This is a genomic window from Acinetobacter lwoffii (assembly GCF_022809915.1).
Lineage (GTDB): Bacteria > Pseudomonadota > Gammaproteobacteria > Pseudomonadales > Moraxellaceae > Acinetobacter > Acinetobacter lwoffii_M.
In genome coordinates, this window is sequence record NZ_JALGQY010000003.1 from 15,421 (window position 1) to 33,700 (window position 18,280).

Annotated in this window: 18 protein-coding genes and 1 riboswitch; of the genes, 16 read left to right on the top strand and 2 right to left on the bottom strand. The window is 41.9% G+C overall.

Features of this window, described 5'->3' with window-relative positions; translation table 11 throughout:
• The first annotated feature begins 13 nt into the window (after positions 1–13).
• Positions 14–1,360 (top strand): DcaP family trimeric outer membrane transporter, encoded by a 1,347-nt coding sequence (locus tag MTX11_RS02970; RefSeq protein ID WP_243474311.1) that lies wholly within the window; start codon positions 14–16, stop codon positions 1,358–1,360.
• A 49-nt stretch (positions 1,361–1,409) separates the two neighbouring features.
• On the opposite strand, the gene MTX11_RS02975 is transcribed toward MTX11_RS02970, so the two are convergent.
• On the bottom strand, positions 1,410–2,831 hold the full coding sequence (locus tag MTX11_RS02975; RefSeq protein ID WP_243474312.1) for an aminotransferase-like domain-containing protein: 1,422 nt from the start codon (positions 2,829–2,831) through the stop codon (positions 1,410–1,412).
• 379 nt (positions 2,832–3,210) lie between these two features.
• On the opposite strand from MTX11_RS02975, the gene MTX11_RS02980 reads away from it, so the two are divergent.
• The 4 genes from MTX11_RS02980 (at position 3,211) to MTX11_RS02995 (ending at position 7,988) form a co-directional block, all read left to right on the top strand.
• Positions 3,211–4,848 (top strand): long-chain-fatty-acid--CoA ligase, encoded by a 1,638-nt coding sequence (locus MTX11_RS02980; protein WP_243474313.1) that lies wholly within the window; start codon positions 3,211–3,213, stop codon positions 4,846–4,848.
• 298 nt (positions 4,849–5,146) lie between these two features.
• The gene (locus MTX11_RS02985) at positions 5,147–6,169 is read left to right on the top strand and encodes a flavin reductase family protein (protein ID WP_034439364.1); all 1,023 of its coding nucleotides are present in this window, start codon (positions 5,147–5,149) and stop codon (positions 6,167–6,169) included.
• Positions 6,170–6,211: 42 nt separating this feature from the next.
• A complete protein-coding gene (locus MTX11_RS02990) occupies positions 6,212–7,378 on the top strand; it encodes a fatty acid desaturase family protein (protein ID WP_159138103.1) in 1,167 nt (388 codons plus the stop codon).
• Between the two features lie 259 nt (positions 7,379–7,637).
• Positions 7,638–7,988: a hypothetical protein gene (locus MTX11_RS02995; RefSeq protein ID WP_004280391.1), complete on the top strand. Its 351-nt coding sequence runs from the start codon at positions 7,638–7,640 to the stop codon at positions 7,986–7,988.
• Positions 7,989–8,057: 69 nt separating this feature from the next.
• On the opposite strand, the gene MTX11_RS03000 is transcribed toward MTX11_RS02995, so the two are convergent.
• Positions 8,058–8,780, bottom strand: coding sequence for an HAD family hydrolase (locus MTX11_RS03000; RefSeq protein ID WP_243474314.1), 723 nt, complete (start codon positions 8,778–8,780; stop codon positions 8,058–8,060).
• Between the two features lie 292 nt (positions 8,781–9,072).
• On the opposite strand from MTX11_RS03000, the gene MTX11_RS03005 reads away from it, so the two are divergent.
• From MTX11_RS03005 to MTX11_RS03050, 11 genes are all read left to right on the top strand, one after another.
• Positions 9,073–9,966 carry a LysR family transcriptional regulator gene (locus MTX11_RS03005; protein ID WP_005100231.1) on the top strand — a complete coding sequence of 298 codons (894 nt, stop codon included), beginning with the start codon at positions 9,073–9,075 and terminating at the stop codon, positions 9,964–9,966.
• 206 nt (positions 9,967–10,172) lie between these two features.
• Positions 10,173–10,284, top strand: a riboswitch (guanidine-I (ykkC/yxkD leader).
• 28 nt (positions 10,285–10,312) lie between these two features.
• Positions 10,313–11,050 carry an urea amidolyase associated protein UAAP1 gene (locus MTX11_RS03010; RefSeq protein ID WP_180049364.1) on the top strand — a complete coding sequence of 246 codons (738 nt, stop codon included), beginning with the start codon at positions 10,313–10,315 and terminating at the stop codon, positions 11,048–11,050.
• Positions 11,051–11,061: 11 nt separating this feature from the next.
• A complete protein-coding gene (locus tag MTX11_RS03015) occupies positions 11,062–11,724 on the top strand; it encodes an urea amidolyase associated protein UAAP2 (RefSeq protein ID WP_243474315.1) in 663 nt (220 codons plus the stop codon).
• Between the two features lie 4 nt (positions 11,725–11,728).
• The gene (uca, locus tag MTX11_RS03020) at positions 11,729–15,349 is read left to right on the top strand and encodes an urea carboxylase (RefSeq protein ID WP_243474316.1); all 3,621 of its coding nucleotides are present in this window, start codon (positions 11,729–11,731) and stop codon (positions 15,347–15,349) included.
• A gap of 102 nt (positions 15,350–15,451) precedes the next feature.
• Positions 15,452–15,706, top strand: a complete 255-nt coding sequence (locus tag MTX11_RS03025) for a hypothetical protein (RefSeq protein WP_243474317.1) — start codon at positions 15,452–15,454, stop codon at positions 15,704–15,706.
• A complete protein-coding gene (locus MTX11_RS03030; RefSeq protein WP_243474318.1) occupies positions 15,703–16,158 on the top strand; it encodes a hypothetical protein in 456 nt (151 codons plus the stop codon). The genes MTX11_RS03025 and MTX11_RS03030 overlap by 4 nt, the downstream gene beginning before the upstream one ends.
• Before the next feature lie 5 nt (positions 16,159–16,163).
• The gene (locus tag MTX11_RS03035) at positions 16,164–16,598 is read left to right on the top strand and encodes a hypothetical protein (protein WP_243474319.1); all 435 of its coding nucleotides are present in this window, start codon (positions 16,164–16,166) and stop codon (positions 16,596–16,598) included.
• A 90-nt stretch (positions 16,599–16,688) separates the two neighbouring features.
• On the top strand, positions 16,689–16,964 hold the full coding sequence (locus MTX11_RS03040) for a type II toxin-antitoxin system Phd/YefM family antitoxin (RefSeq protein WP_067766621.1): 276 nt from the start codon (positions 16,689–16,691) through the stop codon (positions 16,962–16,964).
• Positions 16,927–17,193: a type II toxin-antitoxin system RelE family toxin gene (locus MTX11_RS03045; protein ID WP_243474320.1), complete on the top strand. Its 267-nt coding sequence runs from the start codon at positions 16,927–16,929 to the stop codon at positions 17,191–17,193. Before MTX11_RS03040 ends, MTX11_RS03045 begins: the two co-directional genes overlap by 38 nt.
• A gap of 515 nt (positions 17,194–17,708) precedes the next feature.
• On the top strand, positions 17,709–17,837 hold the full coding sequence (locus MTX11_RS16590; RefSeq protein ID WP_276521051.1) for a hypothetical protein: 129 nt from the start codon (positions 17,709–17,711) through the stop codon (positions 17,835–17,837).
• Entirely contained in the window at positions 17,830–18,273 is a 444-nt protein-coding gene (locus tag MTX11_RS03050) for a CopG family ribbon-helix-helix protein (protein WP_004894906.1), read from the top strand. The genes MTX11_RS16590 and MTX11_RS03050 overlap by 8 nt, the downstream gene beginning before the upstream one ends.
• Positions 18,274–18,280 lie beyond the last annotated feature (7 nt).

The window sequence follows — 18,280 nt, forward strand, 5'->3', positions numbered from 1 at the left end:
AAGCGAGTTTAGGATGAACACGACACAATTATTTAATCAACCAACAATCACATTCAAACGCACAGTTCTGATGAGCATGATGGCAATGAGTTTAGGGGGCATCAGCTTGTCGACTCAAGCACAAACCTCAGCTCAGTCGAATCAGCAGGAAATTGAACAACTGCGCCAGGAAGTTCAGGCTCTACGCGCACTGGTTGAGCAACAGCAAAGACAAACGGCTGTGGTCACTGCACATGTTGCAGCAACACCTGCTCCAGCAAGCAAACCCGTCATGAAAATTGCCAGTGGTGCCGAATTTAATCTTTATGGAAATATTCGTGCCGATGCCTCTTATCAGGCTGAAGGTGGTTCAGCAGCACGTATGTATAACCAGATTAATGCTGTACCTTTAGAAGGTGTCGGTGAGCGTAGTGATGAATTTAAATCTACTCTGGCTGCAACCCGTTTAGGCATGGATTTTAAGGCACCAGTCGGTGCTGGAGATAAAGCTTTAAGCGGTAAAGTTGAAGTAGATTTTCTGGGTGGCGCAAGCTTTGATAACTTGCGTATCCGTCATGCTTATATCAGCTATGCCAACTGGTTGATCGGTCAAACCTGGTCGAACTTTGCAGTGCCAGATTATATTCCGGAAACTGTAGATGCATTAGTTTATGTTGGCGGTTCAATTAAACGGACGCCACAAGTTCGTTATACCAGCACAATCAGTCCTGAAACCAATCTGGTACTGGCAGTTGAAGACCCAAAAGATCCAAATCCGGGCATAAAGCAACGCTTACCTGCTTTAACAGCACGTTTAAATCATAAATTTGCTGATAATCTTAGCGTCAGTGCCCGTGCCATGGGGAATGAAAAGCGCGTAAATGAAGACGAAGAAATGGCATGGGGTGTAGGACTTGGGGCAAAATATGATGTTGTGCCGGGTACAACGCTTAAAGCCGATTACTATCATGTTAAAGGTGATAGTAGTTTTGTGTCTTATGCAAATACGGGTGTGATTACCGCTGCAAATGGCGATTTATTACAAAGCGAATTTGATTCAATTTCAGTCGGTCTAACCCAGCAGTTTAATGACAAATTGCGTGGTACATTGGGTTATGGCTATATGAACTTTAGTAATGATCAAGACTATGTTAATGCACTAATCGCCTCAACTCCTGCGGATGCGACACAATCTAATGCGACCAAGGCTAATAAAGACTTATGGCAAGCTTGGGCTAACGTGTTCTATAGCCCAACCAAGCCTTTAAGTTTCGGTCTGGAATATGTATATGGTGAACGTGAGGCATTAGGTGCAGCCACGAATGGCAGCACTAAAGGTGAAGATAACCGTATTAATGCGGTGGCTATTTACAACTTCTAAGACTTCTTTTGCATAAGATAGTCTGATCTGTAACAGAAGCGTGGATGAATTAATCCGCGCTTTTGCTATTTTGAAGAATGGTTTCTGCCAGCAGATTGACTGCATCTTCAATCTGGGCTGTCCATTCAAACGAACAATTCAGGCGAATATAATGTTGGCTTGCAGGCTCAGGCTTAAACAGCAGTGCAGGGGCAATTGAAATATGTTGTTGAAGTAATTGTTCATAGAGCTGCTGGGCATCGACTTCTTTAGGCAACTCAATCCAGAGAAAATAACCACTGGAATAATAGTAAATTTCACAGATGCTTCCCAAACGCGCTTTGAGTTCCTGATAAAATTTCTTTTTATATTTTTCCAGATGCTGCCTTAAATGCCGCAAATGTTTTTCATAATAATGATGTGAAATAAATTCGACCAGCGCATTTTGAAGTAAGGGACTGACCGTTAAAGTGCTCATGAGCTGTAAGTGCTGAATGGCATCGGAAAATGGGCCGGCATACACCCAACCGACGCGTGCACCCATCCCCAGCGTTTTCGAAAATGAGGCGCAGTGCAAAACCATCTGATGCCGATCAAAATATTTAACGGGTAGCGGTTTGGATGAACCATAATTTAATTCCTGATAAACATCATCTTCGATTAAATACACCTGATATTCATACAAGAGTTCCGCAATTCTTTGTTTGATTTCAGAACTGACGGTAAAGCCAATCGGATTATGGGCATTCAGCATCAGCCAGCACACCTTAATCGGGTACTGTTTTAAAGCCTGTTCAAATGATTCCAGATCAAAGCCAAACTGTGGATGTTCCGGAATCGTAATCACCTGTAATCCCAGACGCTCGGCTGCCTGCCAGGCACCATAAAATATGGTTTGCTGTAGCAGAATAAAATCACCGGGTTGGGTTAAGGCCTGTAAAGACAGATTCAATGCTTCTAGTGCACCGGATGTAATGACAATGTCATCTTGATTGCAGGTAACTCCTTGTAATTGATAACGGTTAGCAATCAGTTGCCGCAAGTTCTGATTGCCGGGCGGCATATGATTCTGGTTGTTATAACTGCTTTTTCTTTTGGCCTGCTGCGCCAGAATCTGCATAAATTTGGCGTTATATAACAGCTCTGCATTGGGAAAGGCAGAACCAAAAGGCACAATCTCTGCTGACTGAGTCGATTTTAAATAATTAAATACCACCGAATTGATTTGAATTTTAGGATTTAAACCAATCTGGGCGGACTGTTTGCTATTGAGCAGAGCTTGAGTGTGTTCTGCAACGTAATAGCCCGATTTGTCTTTGGCATAGACCAGACCTTGTGCTTCAAGTTCCTGGTAAGCATTGAGTACCGTCATCAGGCTATAACCAGATAATTGGGTCTGTTCGCGAAGTGAAGGCAATTTTTCATGTGCCTTCCATACACCGTTTTCAATCATCTGACGGATATTCTGTGCCAGTTTTTCAGACTTATACATACACTTTCTTGAACTAAAACTGTTCTAATTATTTTGATTTATAGCACATTTTAAGGTACTTAATATAACAAAAGGGAGGAAGAGGAGTGTTGTCATTCTATTTTTTAAGCTTGAGTCTTGATGCACGACAATTAAAGTGAAAATCAGATCTCAGATTTTCTGTGTAAATTTTATCTCTACGTAAATCGTATTCCCATTTTTATACGCCTCAGTCACTTGGCTTAATTTGTCACAATTCGATACTTACAAAGTTAGATTTCCTTGCTAAATTCGATCCACATGATGATAAAAAGTAAGTTACGGTTTCAGATCGAGCCATCATGCAACTATAACAACGATACGCAAATACGGACCAATAACAAGCACAAAGGAGTGGAGAATGCTCGGAAATATGATGTTTCAGCCTTTACTGATCAGCAGCATGATTGAACATGCAGGACGCTATCATGCCGATACCGAGGTAATTTCCAAAAATACCGATACCACTATTACAGTGACCAATTGGGGAGAAATTCATCAAAACTCGAAACGTTTTGCCAATGCATTACAACAACTCGGCTTGGCGCAGGGAGATCGGGTCGCGACCATTGCCTGGAATAATCATCGCCATTTAGAGTCCTGGTATGCCATTTCTGGCAGCGGCTTAGTCTGTCATACCATTAACCCGCGCTTATTTCCGGAACAGCTGATTTTTATTATCAATGATGCTGCGGATCGCGTGGTGCTGTTTGATAAAACATTTGTCCCTTTAATTAAAGCCGTGAAAGCGCTGTTGACCTCGGTCGAGCATTTTATCTGTCTGGATGCGGCTGATCCGGCAGTTAGAGAAGCGATTCCAGAAGTTCAGTTTTATGATGATCTGATTGCCGGCCAAAATGCAGATTTTGAGTGGCCAATAATTGATGAAAACTCAGCAAGCTCTCTGTGTTATACCTCGGGAACTACGGGCAATCCCAAAGGTGTGCTGTTTAGCCATCGCTCTACGGTATTACATAGCTATGCCATCATTTTACCTGATTCCTTAAATGTCTCGGCTGCCGACATTATGTTGCCTGTGGTGCCGATGTTCCATGTGAATGCGTGGGGCACACCGTATGCCGCTGCGATGGTGGGATGCACTTTGGTCCTTCCTGGACCGGGTCTGGATGGTGCCAGTCTAGTTAACCTGATTGATACTTATCAGGTTTCGGTAGCACTTGGTGTACCAACCATCTGGCAGGGGTTGATTGCCGCCGCAAACCATTCAGGTTCCAAATTGGAAAGCCTAAAACGAAATGTAGTGGGTGGATCGGCATGCCCACCGGCGATGCTAAGAGCTTTCAAAGAACAGTTTAATTGTGAAACGATCCATGCCTGGGGCATGACGGAAATCAGTCCACTGGGTACGGCAAATCAGCTCAAGACCAAACATTTGCATCTGTCTGATGAAGAAAAATTACAGATTCGTCTGTCTCAAGGCCGTCCGCCATTCGGGGTTGACCTACGTTTGACTGATGCAGAAAAAGGGACGCATGAAATTGAACGTGATGGACAGACCACAGGAAATTTACAGGTCAAAGGGCATTGGGTCATCAGCCACTATTTCGGCAAGGAAGAGTCAGCTTTGACTGCTGACGGTTGGTTTGATACCGGTGATATTGCTACGCTGGATCAGGATGGTTTTATGAAACTCAGTGATCGTTCTAAAGATCTAATCAAGTCTGGCGGAGAATGGATTTCATCGGTGGAGCTGGAAAATATTGCCATGGGACATCCGGAAATTGCGATGGCTGCCGTGATTGCCGCCCAGCATCCTAAATGGGATGAGCGCCCGGTATTGATTGCCATTAAAAAGCCGGACAGCCAGCTAAGTGAGATTGATCTGCTGGAATATTATGCAGACAAGGTAGCCAAATGGCAGATTCCAGACCGAGTCGTATTTGTTGATGCGATTCCACTCAGTGGTACTGGTAAAATGCTGAAAAAAGATCTGCGTGAATTATATGGGACTATTCTTTTGGAGCAGTCAGCAGGTTAAAGCGTCATTTAATCTGAAAATTCCTACATGAAGTCAAAAAACTGATCTCGAATAGAGATCAGTTTTTTTATGTACAGGCTAAGCAGCGTTGTCTGTTTAAAAATGCTTTTTCTCAATCCATATCGCCTTGATCGATACTTTTAGATGATATTGTCCGACAAAAAGTCATATTATATGGCTTAGGCACATAATTTGACCTGTATTGACATGGTCTGAATGTGAGAATTCTTTATCCTGAGCAATATAATAATTAGACAGTTGTACATTAATAAAACTGTCTGCGGATAAGGGGATAAAAATGACAAGCATGCCAACCTATCAGCCGCATTGGATCCGGGAAGATTTCATTGATTTTATTGGTGAAAAAATCCATCCAACCTGGGCAATTAAAAAAGTTAAGGCTGCCGTTATGGGCATTCAAGCCATCAGCCCTGACTTTTTCAAAATTCACTTACGTCCAAATCATAATTTTAAAGCCAAGTCATTTCAGGCCGGCCAGAATATTGCAGTGACTGTTAGACTCGATGGCATACGACATCAGCGACATTATTCTGTGGTGACGGTATTGAAAAATGGTGATCTGATCATTGCGGTTAAACAGCAGGGTAAAGTGTCACGTGCCTTAAGTCTGATGCAAATTGGTGCGGTGGTTGAAATATCTCAGCCCCAAGGTGAGTTCACATTGCAAAAATCCACCCAGCCGATTTTATTCCTGGCTTCAGGTAGTGGTATTACCGCCATTTACTCCTTGCTGCAAAAAGCAGTCATTCAGTCTCTGGAACAGATCGACCTGATTTATTTCACTCGAGATGATGCCTTTCATGCTGAACTGAAAACATTGGCTCTTATGCATCCAAACTTGAAATATCACCATTTCAATACCGTGGAACACCAGCAGCATCTGACGCAGAGCTTATTACAAAAGCTGGTGCCAGACTTTGCAGAACGAAAAATTTATGCTTGTGGCTCCGCCGGGATGATGAAGGCCGCACTTCGCATCGTTGATAAACTGGAATTGAAATCCAATTTTCATTGGGAATATTTCCAGATTGTGGTCGATGAAAAAATTAAAGCACAGCCGGTACGGTTTTTAAGATCGCAGCAGGAATTTCAAGCCCAGTCCAACTTACTGGAAAGTGCCGAAAAATCCGGCTTGAGACCAGCGCATGGCTGCCGAATGGGTATCTGCAATACCTGTTCCTGTACCAAAGTCAGTGGTTCGGTACGAAATGTCCTGACCGGTGAAATTGATCATGGTAATAATACCCAGATCAAACTGTGCATTTCTCAGGCAGTGAGTCCTGTGGTGATTAATTTATAAACCATTGATAAGCCATTAATTAAACTATAAGAAGGTGCTCCCATGAATATGCAAATTGATTTTAAACGACATAGCAAAAGCCAATTTCTCAGTCCGGAACAGATTGAGGAATTCGGTGCCAAAGTCGATGCAATCCGCCGCGAGGTCATGGATGATCTGGGGGAAAAAGACGCCGAATATATTTATAAAATCCGCAACTTTGTCCGCTATAGCGAAATTGCCTCGCGTGGCATGCTGATGTTTGCCGGCTGGTTGCCACCGGTATGGCTGGCAGGGACAGGTCTGCTCGGTCTTTCCAAAATCGTGGAAAATATGGAACTCGGCCACAATGTCATGCATGGCCAGTTCGACTGGATGAATGATCCGAGTCTGAACGGAGCGACCTATGACTGGGATACGATTTCAACCGGCGATGACTGGAAATACACGCACAACTATATTCATCATACTTATACCAATATTGTCGGGATGGATCATGATGTGGGTTATGGGCTGATTCGAGTCAGTGAATCGCAAAAGTGGGAACCACGCTTTCTGTTCAATATTCCACTGGGCATTCAGTTAATGGTATTTTTCGAATGGTATGTTGGCCTGCAACGCCTGCATCTGGAAGATGTGATTGCCTATAAAACCAAGACCTGGAAAGAAGTCTGGGAAGAAGCAGCACCTTTACGCCAGAAAATGCGACGTCAGGTGTTAAAAGATTATGTATTTTTCCCGCTCATTGCCGGCCCAAACGCCATTCCGGTATTTACCGGAAATGCGGTGGCCAATGTGATTCGCAGTCTATGGGCTTCTGCCGTCATTTTTAACGGTCATTTCACTGAAGATGCTGAAACCTTTGAAATGGACAATACCGACAATGAAACCCGTGCCGAGTGGTATTTACGCCAGATTCGCGGTTCGAGCAATTTTAGTGGAACAACTTGGCTACATATCTTGAGTGGTAATTTGAGTCATCAGATTGAGCATCATCTATTCCCGGACATGCCCGCCAATCGCTATGCGCAGGTTGCGCCAAAAATCAAAGCGCTCTGTGCAGAATATGGCATTCACTATAACGAAGCCAGCTTCATGAAACAGTTTTCTACAGTGTGGGTAGGTCTGGCTAAATGTTCTCTACCGAATCACTGGACTGAGCAGGTGGTTGAAAAAACCCATGCTGCCAAATCTGTATTCAACTACTTTAAAGCGAAACTATTGTCATAATTCTTAAGTGTTACTTATTCACCATTTTGGTACTCCTCAATAGATTTGGATGGTCTATTGAGGAATTTTTTTTAAGTTTTATCAGATTTAATATCATTAGAATAATCCTGTTTATGAATAAAATATGGATACAGATTTCAAAAAATGACGAAAGCAAAACAGATCCAGTACTGCTGAAACGCTTTGCCTACAACAACCTGCTTCAGCTCTAAAGGCTTCTCTCTATAATGGCCGCGTCGTTACACTCAAGGTCTCAGTTTTGAAACATCTTAAATATTTTTCAGCAATTCCATTATTAGTACTTTTAACTGCTTGTAACACCACTGAAGCACCCGCACCAGATTATCAGGGCAACTGGAAAAACACCGTGGAAAATCCAAAACTTGAAAATATTCTGGTTATTTCAAAAAATGGTGAAAATTATCTGATTACCAATACGATCAAAGATAAGGAAACCGGTAAAACCGAGAAAAAGAATCCAATGCCCGCTGCAGTGAACGAAAATGGCATGCTTCAGTTGAACGCAGGTGCAGGTATGGTCGATTTTGCAATCGATGAGAAAACCGGAAATCTGGTTGGTTCAGGCTCAATCTATAAAAAAGCCAAATAGTCAGCAAGATTTTTAAGCCACAAATAGTATTCAAGATGTCATGAACAAGGATGCTTCATGGCATCTTTTTTAGTGGATGTTGTTATTGAATGAACTTAATAATTCAGCAAAATTTTCGACATAATAATTTGCTTTGGCTTTGATCAAATCTATTTCATGAGCGGAGTGCTGGTCATAAATTGCCACTACCTCGATGCCCGCATGATTTGCTGCTTCTATACCGACTAGAGAGTCTTCAATAATTAGACATTCCTCAGGTCGAAGGTTAAAGGCTTGCAAAATATTCAGATAAACTTCGGGATGAGGTTTAATGTTCTGGACATTTTCACGGGTGAGAATCAAGAAAAAGTCCTCATCAAAGCTGATTTTAGAATTAATATTTCGATTGTTATCCTGATAGCGCTGTACATTGAATAAACTGGTGGTGGTAGTCAAAGCCAGTGATATCTGTTGCTGTTTTAAAGCCTGAATCAGGAGGTCTGCCTGAGGTTTTAACTCGACGATATGATCCAGAAAATGTCGGGAAATTTTATAACGACGATTTTTTACTTCTTCTTTAGTTGGTTCAAAACCGTATTGTTCTTTTAAAAATCCACAATATTCCAGATAAGGATCTGGTCTATGTCTCAAGGCGGTAAGTTGAAGATCGCGCTGTTGCTGAATCTCATGTAAATCGACTTTTCTGTTGGAGAGCTCATCAATCAGGGCTGCATCGACCTGATTCCAGATGCCTACAGAATCAATCAACGTACCATCCAGATCAAAACAGACCAGCTTTTTATCCTGAAACATATAAGATTTCTCTGTATTTTTACCATTTATTGGGTGTGGCTGAGTATATCGCATACGATTTAAATGTTTAACTGACCTGAGCAAACCGGGCTGGAAATTTTGCGTTGAGGTACTTGTTGAGGTACTTTTTAATGGATTTATTCATCTGGCAAAAGTATTTTTTTCGGAAAATTACAGCGAGTTTAATCCTGAAAATAGTTGCGAAGTGTTATATTTTAATCTGACCCTCAATAGACTTATGCGGATGAAAGACCTGTCCGAATGATGAGAAAGTTAAAGGAAATGTATTTCTGTGTTTGAACTTGACTGTAAATTGCTCAGTATTTTTTATTATGTCTATAAATTTAAAAACGTATCTCAGGCAGCCGATCATTTAGATATGAGCCAGCCAGCGGTGAGCAATCTGCTGAATAAAATTCGCCAGCATTATGGTGATCCTTTATTTTTACGTATTGGCAATGAAATGCTGCCGACAGACCTGTCCAAACAGCTCTTTCCCTTGGTCAGCGAAGCACTGAGCAAAGTTGAAGCCATTAATAACTTTACTATCAATTTTGATCAGGTCACTTCACAGCAGCGCTTTACACTGGCAATGACTGATGTATCGCATCTGGTACTGTTGCCAAAAATTTCACAGTATCTGAAGCAGCATGCGTCCCATATCCGTCTGAATGTGCGTCCGATTACGTCAGAAACCAGCTATCAAATGGCCAATGGTGAGATTGATCTGGCTTTAGGTTTTTTGCCGAATCTGGAAAATGGTTTCTATCAGCAGAAATTGTTTGAACAGTATTATGTGGTGATTGCAGCCAAAGACCATCCGCGGCTCACGGATGATAGCATCACGACCGAAGAGTATTTACATGAAACCCATATCGATATTGATGCCGGGATGGGGCATTACCATATTGAAAATGAATTGCTGAATCTGGAACTTAAGCGTGACATTCTAATGCGTCTGCCAAGTTATCTGGGAGTCGGACTGGTAGTGCAGGAAACCGATGCGATTGCGACCGTGCCTTATTATTTGAGTGAAGTCCTGTTATCACGTGGCAATCTCAAGATCTTTAATGCGCCAATTGCATTCCCGACCTATTCCGTAAAGCAGTATTGGCATATGTCCTGTCATCATAAAACCAGCCATCAATGGTTACGCAATATGCTGCATGAGATTTTAAGTAAATAACTCTACAACTTAAATAGTTTGATTGAGTTCTCATCTCTAGATTTTAAACTCCCGGTTCAAGCCGGGATTTTTTTATTTTGGTACATCTTGATGCCTTTTTCAGAGCCTTGCACCTGAAGTGATCAGTTCCATCTCAAAAAAAAGTATTACGAATATAAAAAATAGTATTACCAGTTTGGCACGTCCTTTGCATCTATCTACTCAATCATAAAGTGATCTAGGGTTCCGATACATGAAGATTCATGTAGGTCTGCGACCGAGAGTTCACGGCTTAAGTTTCAAGCTCAAGCTACACGGAGGGATAAAAGCCCGGGAGGTAAACCGTACAAGATTGGGATGGATGCATATGAGCACAACTACTTATCACGAAGATCAAGTCCTCTGGACTGAACGTTTACCGGGTGGACACCACTGGTCAGCACGCATCCAGCGTGGCGCAGTTTTACAACTTAAATCTTTAGGCGCAAATGCCAATGTTTCACTGTTTTGTGTGAATAGCGAAGATAAGCTTGAAGCCTATAACATGCCAGACAGCTTAAAAGGTCAACACAGCGCATTTTTAAGTACAGGGCACATTTTGGCGTCTGATTTAGGTCGTGCGATGATCTCGATTGTTAAAGATGACCATGGTTGGAATGATGCCTTTTGTGCGCCAAGTACCGCACCGCAAATTGGAGCACAGTTTGGCACGAAGACCTTCCAGGATGCCCGCAACGACATGTACCGCAATGCTAAAGACAGCCTACTTTTAGAGATGACCAAATTTGGTTTATCTGCGACGGATCTGAGTAATACCTTAAATCTATTCTCAAAAGTTCAACCGGATGACAATGGCAATTTAACTTATGTGAAGTCTGACAATACCGACCAAGTAATTGAACTACGCTTTGAAATGGATTGTTTGGTGTTTTTATCCAGCGCACCACATGCACTCGACAATTCTAATGAATATGCACCAGCCGATATTCAGCTCTCACTCTTTAAAGCACTGCCTTTAGGCGACACCGATGTCTGCCGTGACTCATGCCCGCAAAATCAGCGTGCGTTTCAAAATAATAACCGCTACTACGCTTTAACTGCTTAAGGGGAATGATCATGACTGCACTCGTAAACCCAACACAAAATCATGAAAAATCAGTACTGAGCGAAGTTTGTCCTGCCGGTGAAGCATGGATGTGTGAAGTCAAAAAAGGCCAGTATTTCCGTATTGTTGATCTTGAAGGTAATCAAGCGGTGGATACTTTGTTTATTTCCACACATAACCCTGAAGAGCGTTATAGCGCAACCGATACTTTGGCGATGAACCGTCAAATTTATCTAGAAAAAGGTACGACTTTATATACCAACTTTGGCAATAAAATTGCGAGTATTCATGATGACAACTGCGGTCGCCACGATACTTTAGGCGGTGCATGTTCATGTGAAAGTAACACGGTTCGTTATGCGCATGATAAATATCCAATGCACAGTTGCCGTAACAATTTCATGATTGCATTGTCACAACATCCGATTGCGAAAAAGCATGGTCTGAATGTGCGCCATATCGGTCCAAATATTAATTTTTTTATGAATGTACCTGTAACTTCAGATGGTCACCTGAAATTTGATGATGGGATTTCTGCACCGGGCAAATATGTCGAAATTAAAGCTGAGATGGATTTGATTGTGTTGATCTCAAACTGCCCACAACTAAATAACCCATGTAATGCCTATAACCCAACAAAAATTCAACTGATTGTCCGTGAAGGCGAGGTATAAGACTATGACTTTAAAATATGGGTTTAATAAAGTTCTCATCGCCAACCGTGGTGCAATTGCTTGTCGTGTTATTCGTACCCTGAAAAAACTTGGTATCCAATCGGTTGCGGTGTATTCAGAAGCGGATCGTGATTCACTGCATGTGACCTTAGCGGATGAAGCGGTCTTTATTGGTGATGCACCTGCAAGCCAAAGCTATCTCAATGTCGATAAAATCTTAGAAGTGGCGAAACAAACAGGTGCACAAGCCATTCATCCGGGTTATGGCTTCCTCTCTGAAAATGCCGAATTCTGTAATCTCTGTGAAGCACAAGGCATTGTGTTCTTGGGCCCAAATGCCGAGCAAATGAAAGCATTTGGTCTGAAACACACTGCACGTGAATTGGCGATTCAAGCCAATGTACCGTTATTGCCAGGTAGCCAATTATTGGCTGATGAAGCTGAAGCCCTGCTTGAGGCTGAGCGTATTGGCTATCCTGTGATGCTGAAAAGTACCGCAGGTGGTGGTGGTATTGGCATGCGTTTGGTGTGGAATGCGGAGGAGCTGAAAGAAGCTTATGCAACCGTGTCTTATTTAGCGCAAGCCAACTTTAAAGATGCAGGCCTTTACTTAGAAAAATTCGTACAAAATGCTCGTCATATCGAAGTGCAAATCTTTGGTGATGGCAACGGTTTAGTTCTAGCACTGGGCGAGCGTGATTGTTCGGTGCAACGTCGTAACCAAAAAGTCATTGAGGAAACGCCTGCACCACACTTAAACGATGAACAACGTGCTTACATCCAAAATGTTGCGATTCAATTAATGCAATCGGTGAATTACCGTTCGGCAGGTACGGTTGAATTTGTGATGGATACTGACACACAAGAATTCTACTTTTTGGAAGTGAATACCCGTCTACAAGTGGAACATGGCGTTACTGAACAAGTCTTTGGTGTCGATCTTGTGGAATGGATGGTGACTTTAGGCAGTGGCGATTGGGTTGCACCAACATCAAAACTTGAGTCACAAGGACATTCAATTCAAGTGCGTCTTTATGCCGAAGATCCAATCAAAAACTTCCAACCAAGTGCAGGACTTTTGACGCATGTTGAGTTCGATGCCAACGCGCGTAATGAAACTTGGGTAGAAACAGGTTCAAACGTCTCATCTTTCTATGACCCGATGATTGCCAAAATTATTGTGACTGCGGATGATCGTGATTCTGCAATTCAAGCCATGACAGTTACGCTCGCTAAAACCCAAGTGGCGGGCATTGAAACCAACCTTGAATATCTACAAAACATTATCGACTGCAATGTCTTTAAAGCCGGTACGCAAACCACACGTTTTTTAAATACCTTTGAGTGGAAAACTCAAAAAATTGAAGTGCTACAAGCGGGCATTCAAACCGCCGTGCAAGATGTGACAGGACGTTTAGGTTACTGGGATGTTGGTGTTCCGCCATCAGGTGCGATTGATCCGCTGTCTTTGAATGTCGCAAACCAATTGTTGGGCAATGCACCGAATACCGCAGGGCTAGAATGTACACTCCAAGGACCAAGTTTAAAATTCCATTGCGATAGCCAAATTGTCTTGGCAGGTGGCGATATGCCATCGACGTTGGATGGTGTTGCTGTCCTAATGTGGCAAACTGTGAATGTGCGTAAAGGTCAGACGCTGAAATGTGGCAAGATCGCCACAGGTTGCCGTACTTATATCGGGATTAAAGGTGGTCTGAATGTGCCTGAATATTTAGGCTCACAAGCGACTTTTACCTTGGGTCAGTTTGGCGGTCATGCGGGGCGTAATTTACTGATTGGCGATATGCTTCCAATCACGGCATTTACATCTGATGACGTGAAAGCCTTAATAGAAGATCAAATCCCAACATTTTCCAATTCTTGGGAAATTGCGGTGATGTACGGTCCACATGGTGCGCCTGATTTCTTTACCAAAAACGACATTGATACCTTCTTTGCCAACGAGTTTGAAATTCACTTCAACTCCAGCCGTACCGGAATTCGTTTGATTGGTCCAAAACCAGAATGGGCTCGTCAGGACGGTGGCGAAGCAGGTCTGCATCCATCGAATATTCATGACAATGCCTATGCCATTGGGGCAATTGATTTTACAGGTGATATGCCAATTATCTTGGGGCCAGATGGTCCAAGCCTAGGCGGTTTCGTGTGTCCTGCGGTGGTGATCAATTCTGAGCTTTGGAAACTCGGTCAGCTCAAAGCCGGCGATAAAGTCAAATTTGTACCTCTCAGCTATCATCAAGCGAAATTGCTGAACGAAAAATATCATGCACAATTAACTGCCCAAGATACGCAAGCGGTGACTTTTGATGAAGCATTTTATCCTGAAATCAGTACGCTGAAATCTGCCATTTTAGATACCTTAAAAGGGCAAAATGGTACGCCTGATGTGGTGTATCGTCCTGCTGGCAACAACTATATGCTGGTTGAATATGGCGAACTGGTTTTAGATTTAAACCTGCGTTTCCGTATTCATGCGTTAATGCAATGGGTGAAAGATCAAAACATTCAAGGCATTATTGACCTGACACCGGGCATTCGTTCGCTGCAAATCCATTTTGATTCGACTCAGCTCGATCAGATTGATTTATTGCGTATGCTACAAGTGGCGGAAGAGCAACTGCCTGATGTGACCGAGATGCAAGTGCCATCACGTACCGTGTATTTACCATTGGCGTGGGAAGATTCACAAACCCAACTCGCAACCGAACGTTATATGCAAACCGTGCGCCCTGATGCGCCGTGGTGTCCGGACAATATCGAATTTATCCGTCGTATTAATGGCTTAAAAGACAAACAAGCTGTGAAAGATGTGGTCTATAACGCCAGTTATTTGGTCATGGGCTTGGGCGATGTGTACTTGGGTGCGCCTGTGGCAACGCCACTTGATCCGCGTCAGCGTTTAGTCACCACCAAATATAACCCTGCACGGACATGGACACCTGAAAATGCAGTCGGTATTGGTGGCGCATATATGTGTGTCTACGGTATGGAAGGCCCAGGCGGTTATCAGTTCGTGGGACGCACCACACAAATGTGGTCACGCTACCGTAAAAATGCTAACTTTGAGCAAGGTAAACCATGGTTACTGCGCTTCTTTGACCAAATTAAGTTTTATGAAGTGTCTGAAGCTGAGCTGATGCAAATGCGTGAGGACTTCAAAGCAGGTCGTTTAAAACTGCGTATCGAAGAAGGTGTATTGAACCTGAAAGAATACAATGATTTCTTAACCGAAAATCAAGAATCGATTTCGGCATTTAAGTCAGTGCAACAAGCCAACTTTGATGCAGAGCGCCGTCGCTGGCATGAAGCTGGGCTTGCGGAATATGTGTCTGAAAGTCTGGATGCGGTGGATGATGGTGAAGGTGTTGAAATTCCTGATGGTGGCTGTGCGGTGGAGTCGCATATGCCGGGTTCGATCTGGAAAATTGAATGTCAGTCGGGTGATATTGTGGAAGAGGGTGCAACGCTTGCAGTGATTGAAGCGATGAAGATTGAGATTCCAATTATTGCGCCTGAGCGTATGCGTGTAGATGCAATTACGATTGAGAAAGGACAAACGGTGAAAACGGGGCAAGTGTTGTTTACGTTGGCGCCTGTGGCTTGATTAGATGGAAATAAAAAGACCGTCGATAAGGGCGGTTTTTTCTAATTTGAAATTGTAAAATAAAAGGTTAGGATTCAATTAAAACTAAATATAAGGGTTAGAATGAAAGAAAATAATTTCCATCATATAAATACAAAATGTCCTGTATGTGCTGATACATTCTTTATTATTGATGGTGATCAGTATACTTGTAATTCATGTTCTACTAGTTATGAAAGAGTTCAACTAATAGAAGAAAATTCTGAAGAAATAGAAATTAAAAAAGATGAAATTTTTAATAATTTCAAGAAGGATGTACATAAGGAGATTTTGAGTATTTTTAAAAATAGCAAAGTCTTTAAGGTAAACAAAAAATGATGGATATTAGTGACGTTATTGCATTTGGAGCATTTGTTATTTCTTCGATTTCGTTATGGCTAAATTACAAGTATTCTAAAAAGCAGGATGATGTACTTTTGCTTGAGAAAAAGCTCAATGCAATGTTAATTCAAAAAGAAGAAGATGAAAGAAATAACAAAATTCAGGCAGATATTAAAGCAAGATACTACCAAATCGGTAAAAATCATCGTCTAAAAATATGGAATGATGGTAGTGGCTTGGCTAAAGATGTTCAAATTATTGCGCATGCTCATTCTTCCTTATTAGACAGTGAGATCGAAGCCAAGTTCCCACTAGATTTAGAATCTAAACAGAATGTGGATTTAATGGCAGCAGTTGGCTTTGGTGCACCGTCTAAGCATGAACTAAAGCTATGTTGGCTAGATGGTAAAGGTCAAGTAATTCATAAAACATTAACACTAACAAGATAGATGAAATGTCATACGCAAATCTTGATAACCTGATTAAAGAAACTAGACGTTTTTTTGAACTTCATTGGACTAAAGAGATAATTGGTTATCCTCCAGAATGGTCAGTTATTCACACGGATTTTCGAAAAATTCCTAATTATGATAAACAAGGAGTTTACGCCTTCGTGAAAGGCAAAGAAATTACTTATATCGGCGTTGGTACTTCTCGAGGTGGTGGTCTTTATCGTGGCAATGGACTAAGCGCAAGAGTCATGAAATATTGTCGTTGGATTGACAAGTCTAACAATATATATGGTCCTATTGATGCGAGATTAAAAGAAGCAGGAGCAATTGTTACTATTGGTTTCGAACTGGACCATGCCTATCTTGCTAACGCTTTAGAGATTTATTTAATTTCAAGATTGCAACCAAAGTATAATTACATTAAAACAGGAATGTAGAATTTTAAAAGACCGAAAAACAGGTCTTTTAAAAGATCTCTAAATTGGTTATTATTTGTCTATTGTTTGCATATCTAGGACATCGCCAAGATGAACAATATTATCCATTCACGCTTTGTTGCAAGCGTATCAGACCTCAAAAAGAACCCAATGGAAGTGGTCAATAACGGCTTTGGTGAAGCAGTTGCAATTCTGAACCGTAACAACCCAGCATTCTATTGCGTACCTGCGGATATGTATGAACGCTTGATGGACTTAATTGAAGACAAAGAGCTACTGAAACTTGCTGAAGAAGCACAAACAGAAGAAACCGTAAAGGTAAGCCTAAATGACCTACGAGCTCGAGTTCACAAAAACCGCGCTTAAAAAGTTTGATAAGCTGAATCCGCAAATAGCAGAACAGTTTATTCGTAAGCTCGAAACTATTCTAGACAATCCTAAGATTCCAAAAAACAAACTTAGTGGCTCAGTCGACTTATATAAAGTGAAGCTTAGATCGGCAGGTTATCGCTTGGTCTATCAAGTCATTGACTCAAAAATTGTCGTGCTTGTTCTGGATGTGGATCGCAGAGATACCATTTATAAAAAAATGTAAAAAATCATCCTAGAAGAGTTTGCTATTTTTGAACATCTTTTAGCCACACTTTGATGCACCCATTGAACCCCAATGGTGCAAAATGGTCTATTTTTTAGCCATACTTCATAAATGCCAATGATCCTTGTTTTTTCTTCCTATAGCTATGTGAGCAATTTTTCAGGCATTTAGCTTAAAATGTACGTGATTTTATATTTTGGCATGCTCTATGCTTATATATAAATACAGCATAAATAGAGGAGAGCAATACACTTGATCACTCAAAATCAAAAGCATCAGTTAACCATTCATGTATAAAAAAAATAGCAAGGACATGAGCAAAAAATGGAATAAACTGATGAAATACTCAACTTACTTTTGCTTTAGAACATGCCCCATCTCAATGTTATGGGGCTTTTTTTCGCCTTTTTACCCAATTTTATTTATCACCTTCCAATAAGCACAAACTGGCACGCTTTCTGCATTTTCCTAGGTAATACGAAATTATGATTTTGTAATACCTCGAGGAGATGCACATGAACAATCCGACAACTAAAAAAATGCATCCGTGGCTTCACTTTCTGGTCGAGCTTTTAAGTATTCGTGCTGGATTCCACATTAAACAGTCTTCTCATGTTCAGCCGAAGGATAAACAGCGTGCCTAAACAAAAATTGGCACGGATCAGTATCACCGTGCCAGAAACCACCTTACAAGCCATGGATCAAAAAATTGTCGAGCAGCACTATGAAAGCCGCTCGCAGGCCATTGTCGACATGATTAACCGCCACCTGATTGATGATCTGGTGATTCGCGATGAAGTCATGGTTGGCACACTCACCTTGCTCTATGACGTCAGCCTGAAACCGCTGCGCAGTCAACTGGTCGATCTGCAGCAGCAGTATCTGGCACAAGTGATCAATTCGCTTCATATCCAGCTGGATGATGAAAAAATTCTGCAAGTCATGCTGATGCAGGGCGCGAGCAGTGATTTGAAAGAAATAAGCGAACAATTTATTGCACTGAAAGGCGTGATTAAAGGGCATCTCGAACTGATGGATGCCGTCATGCCACCCATTCCACAAAATACCGAACACACTTAAGGAGAAC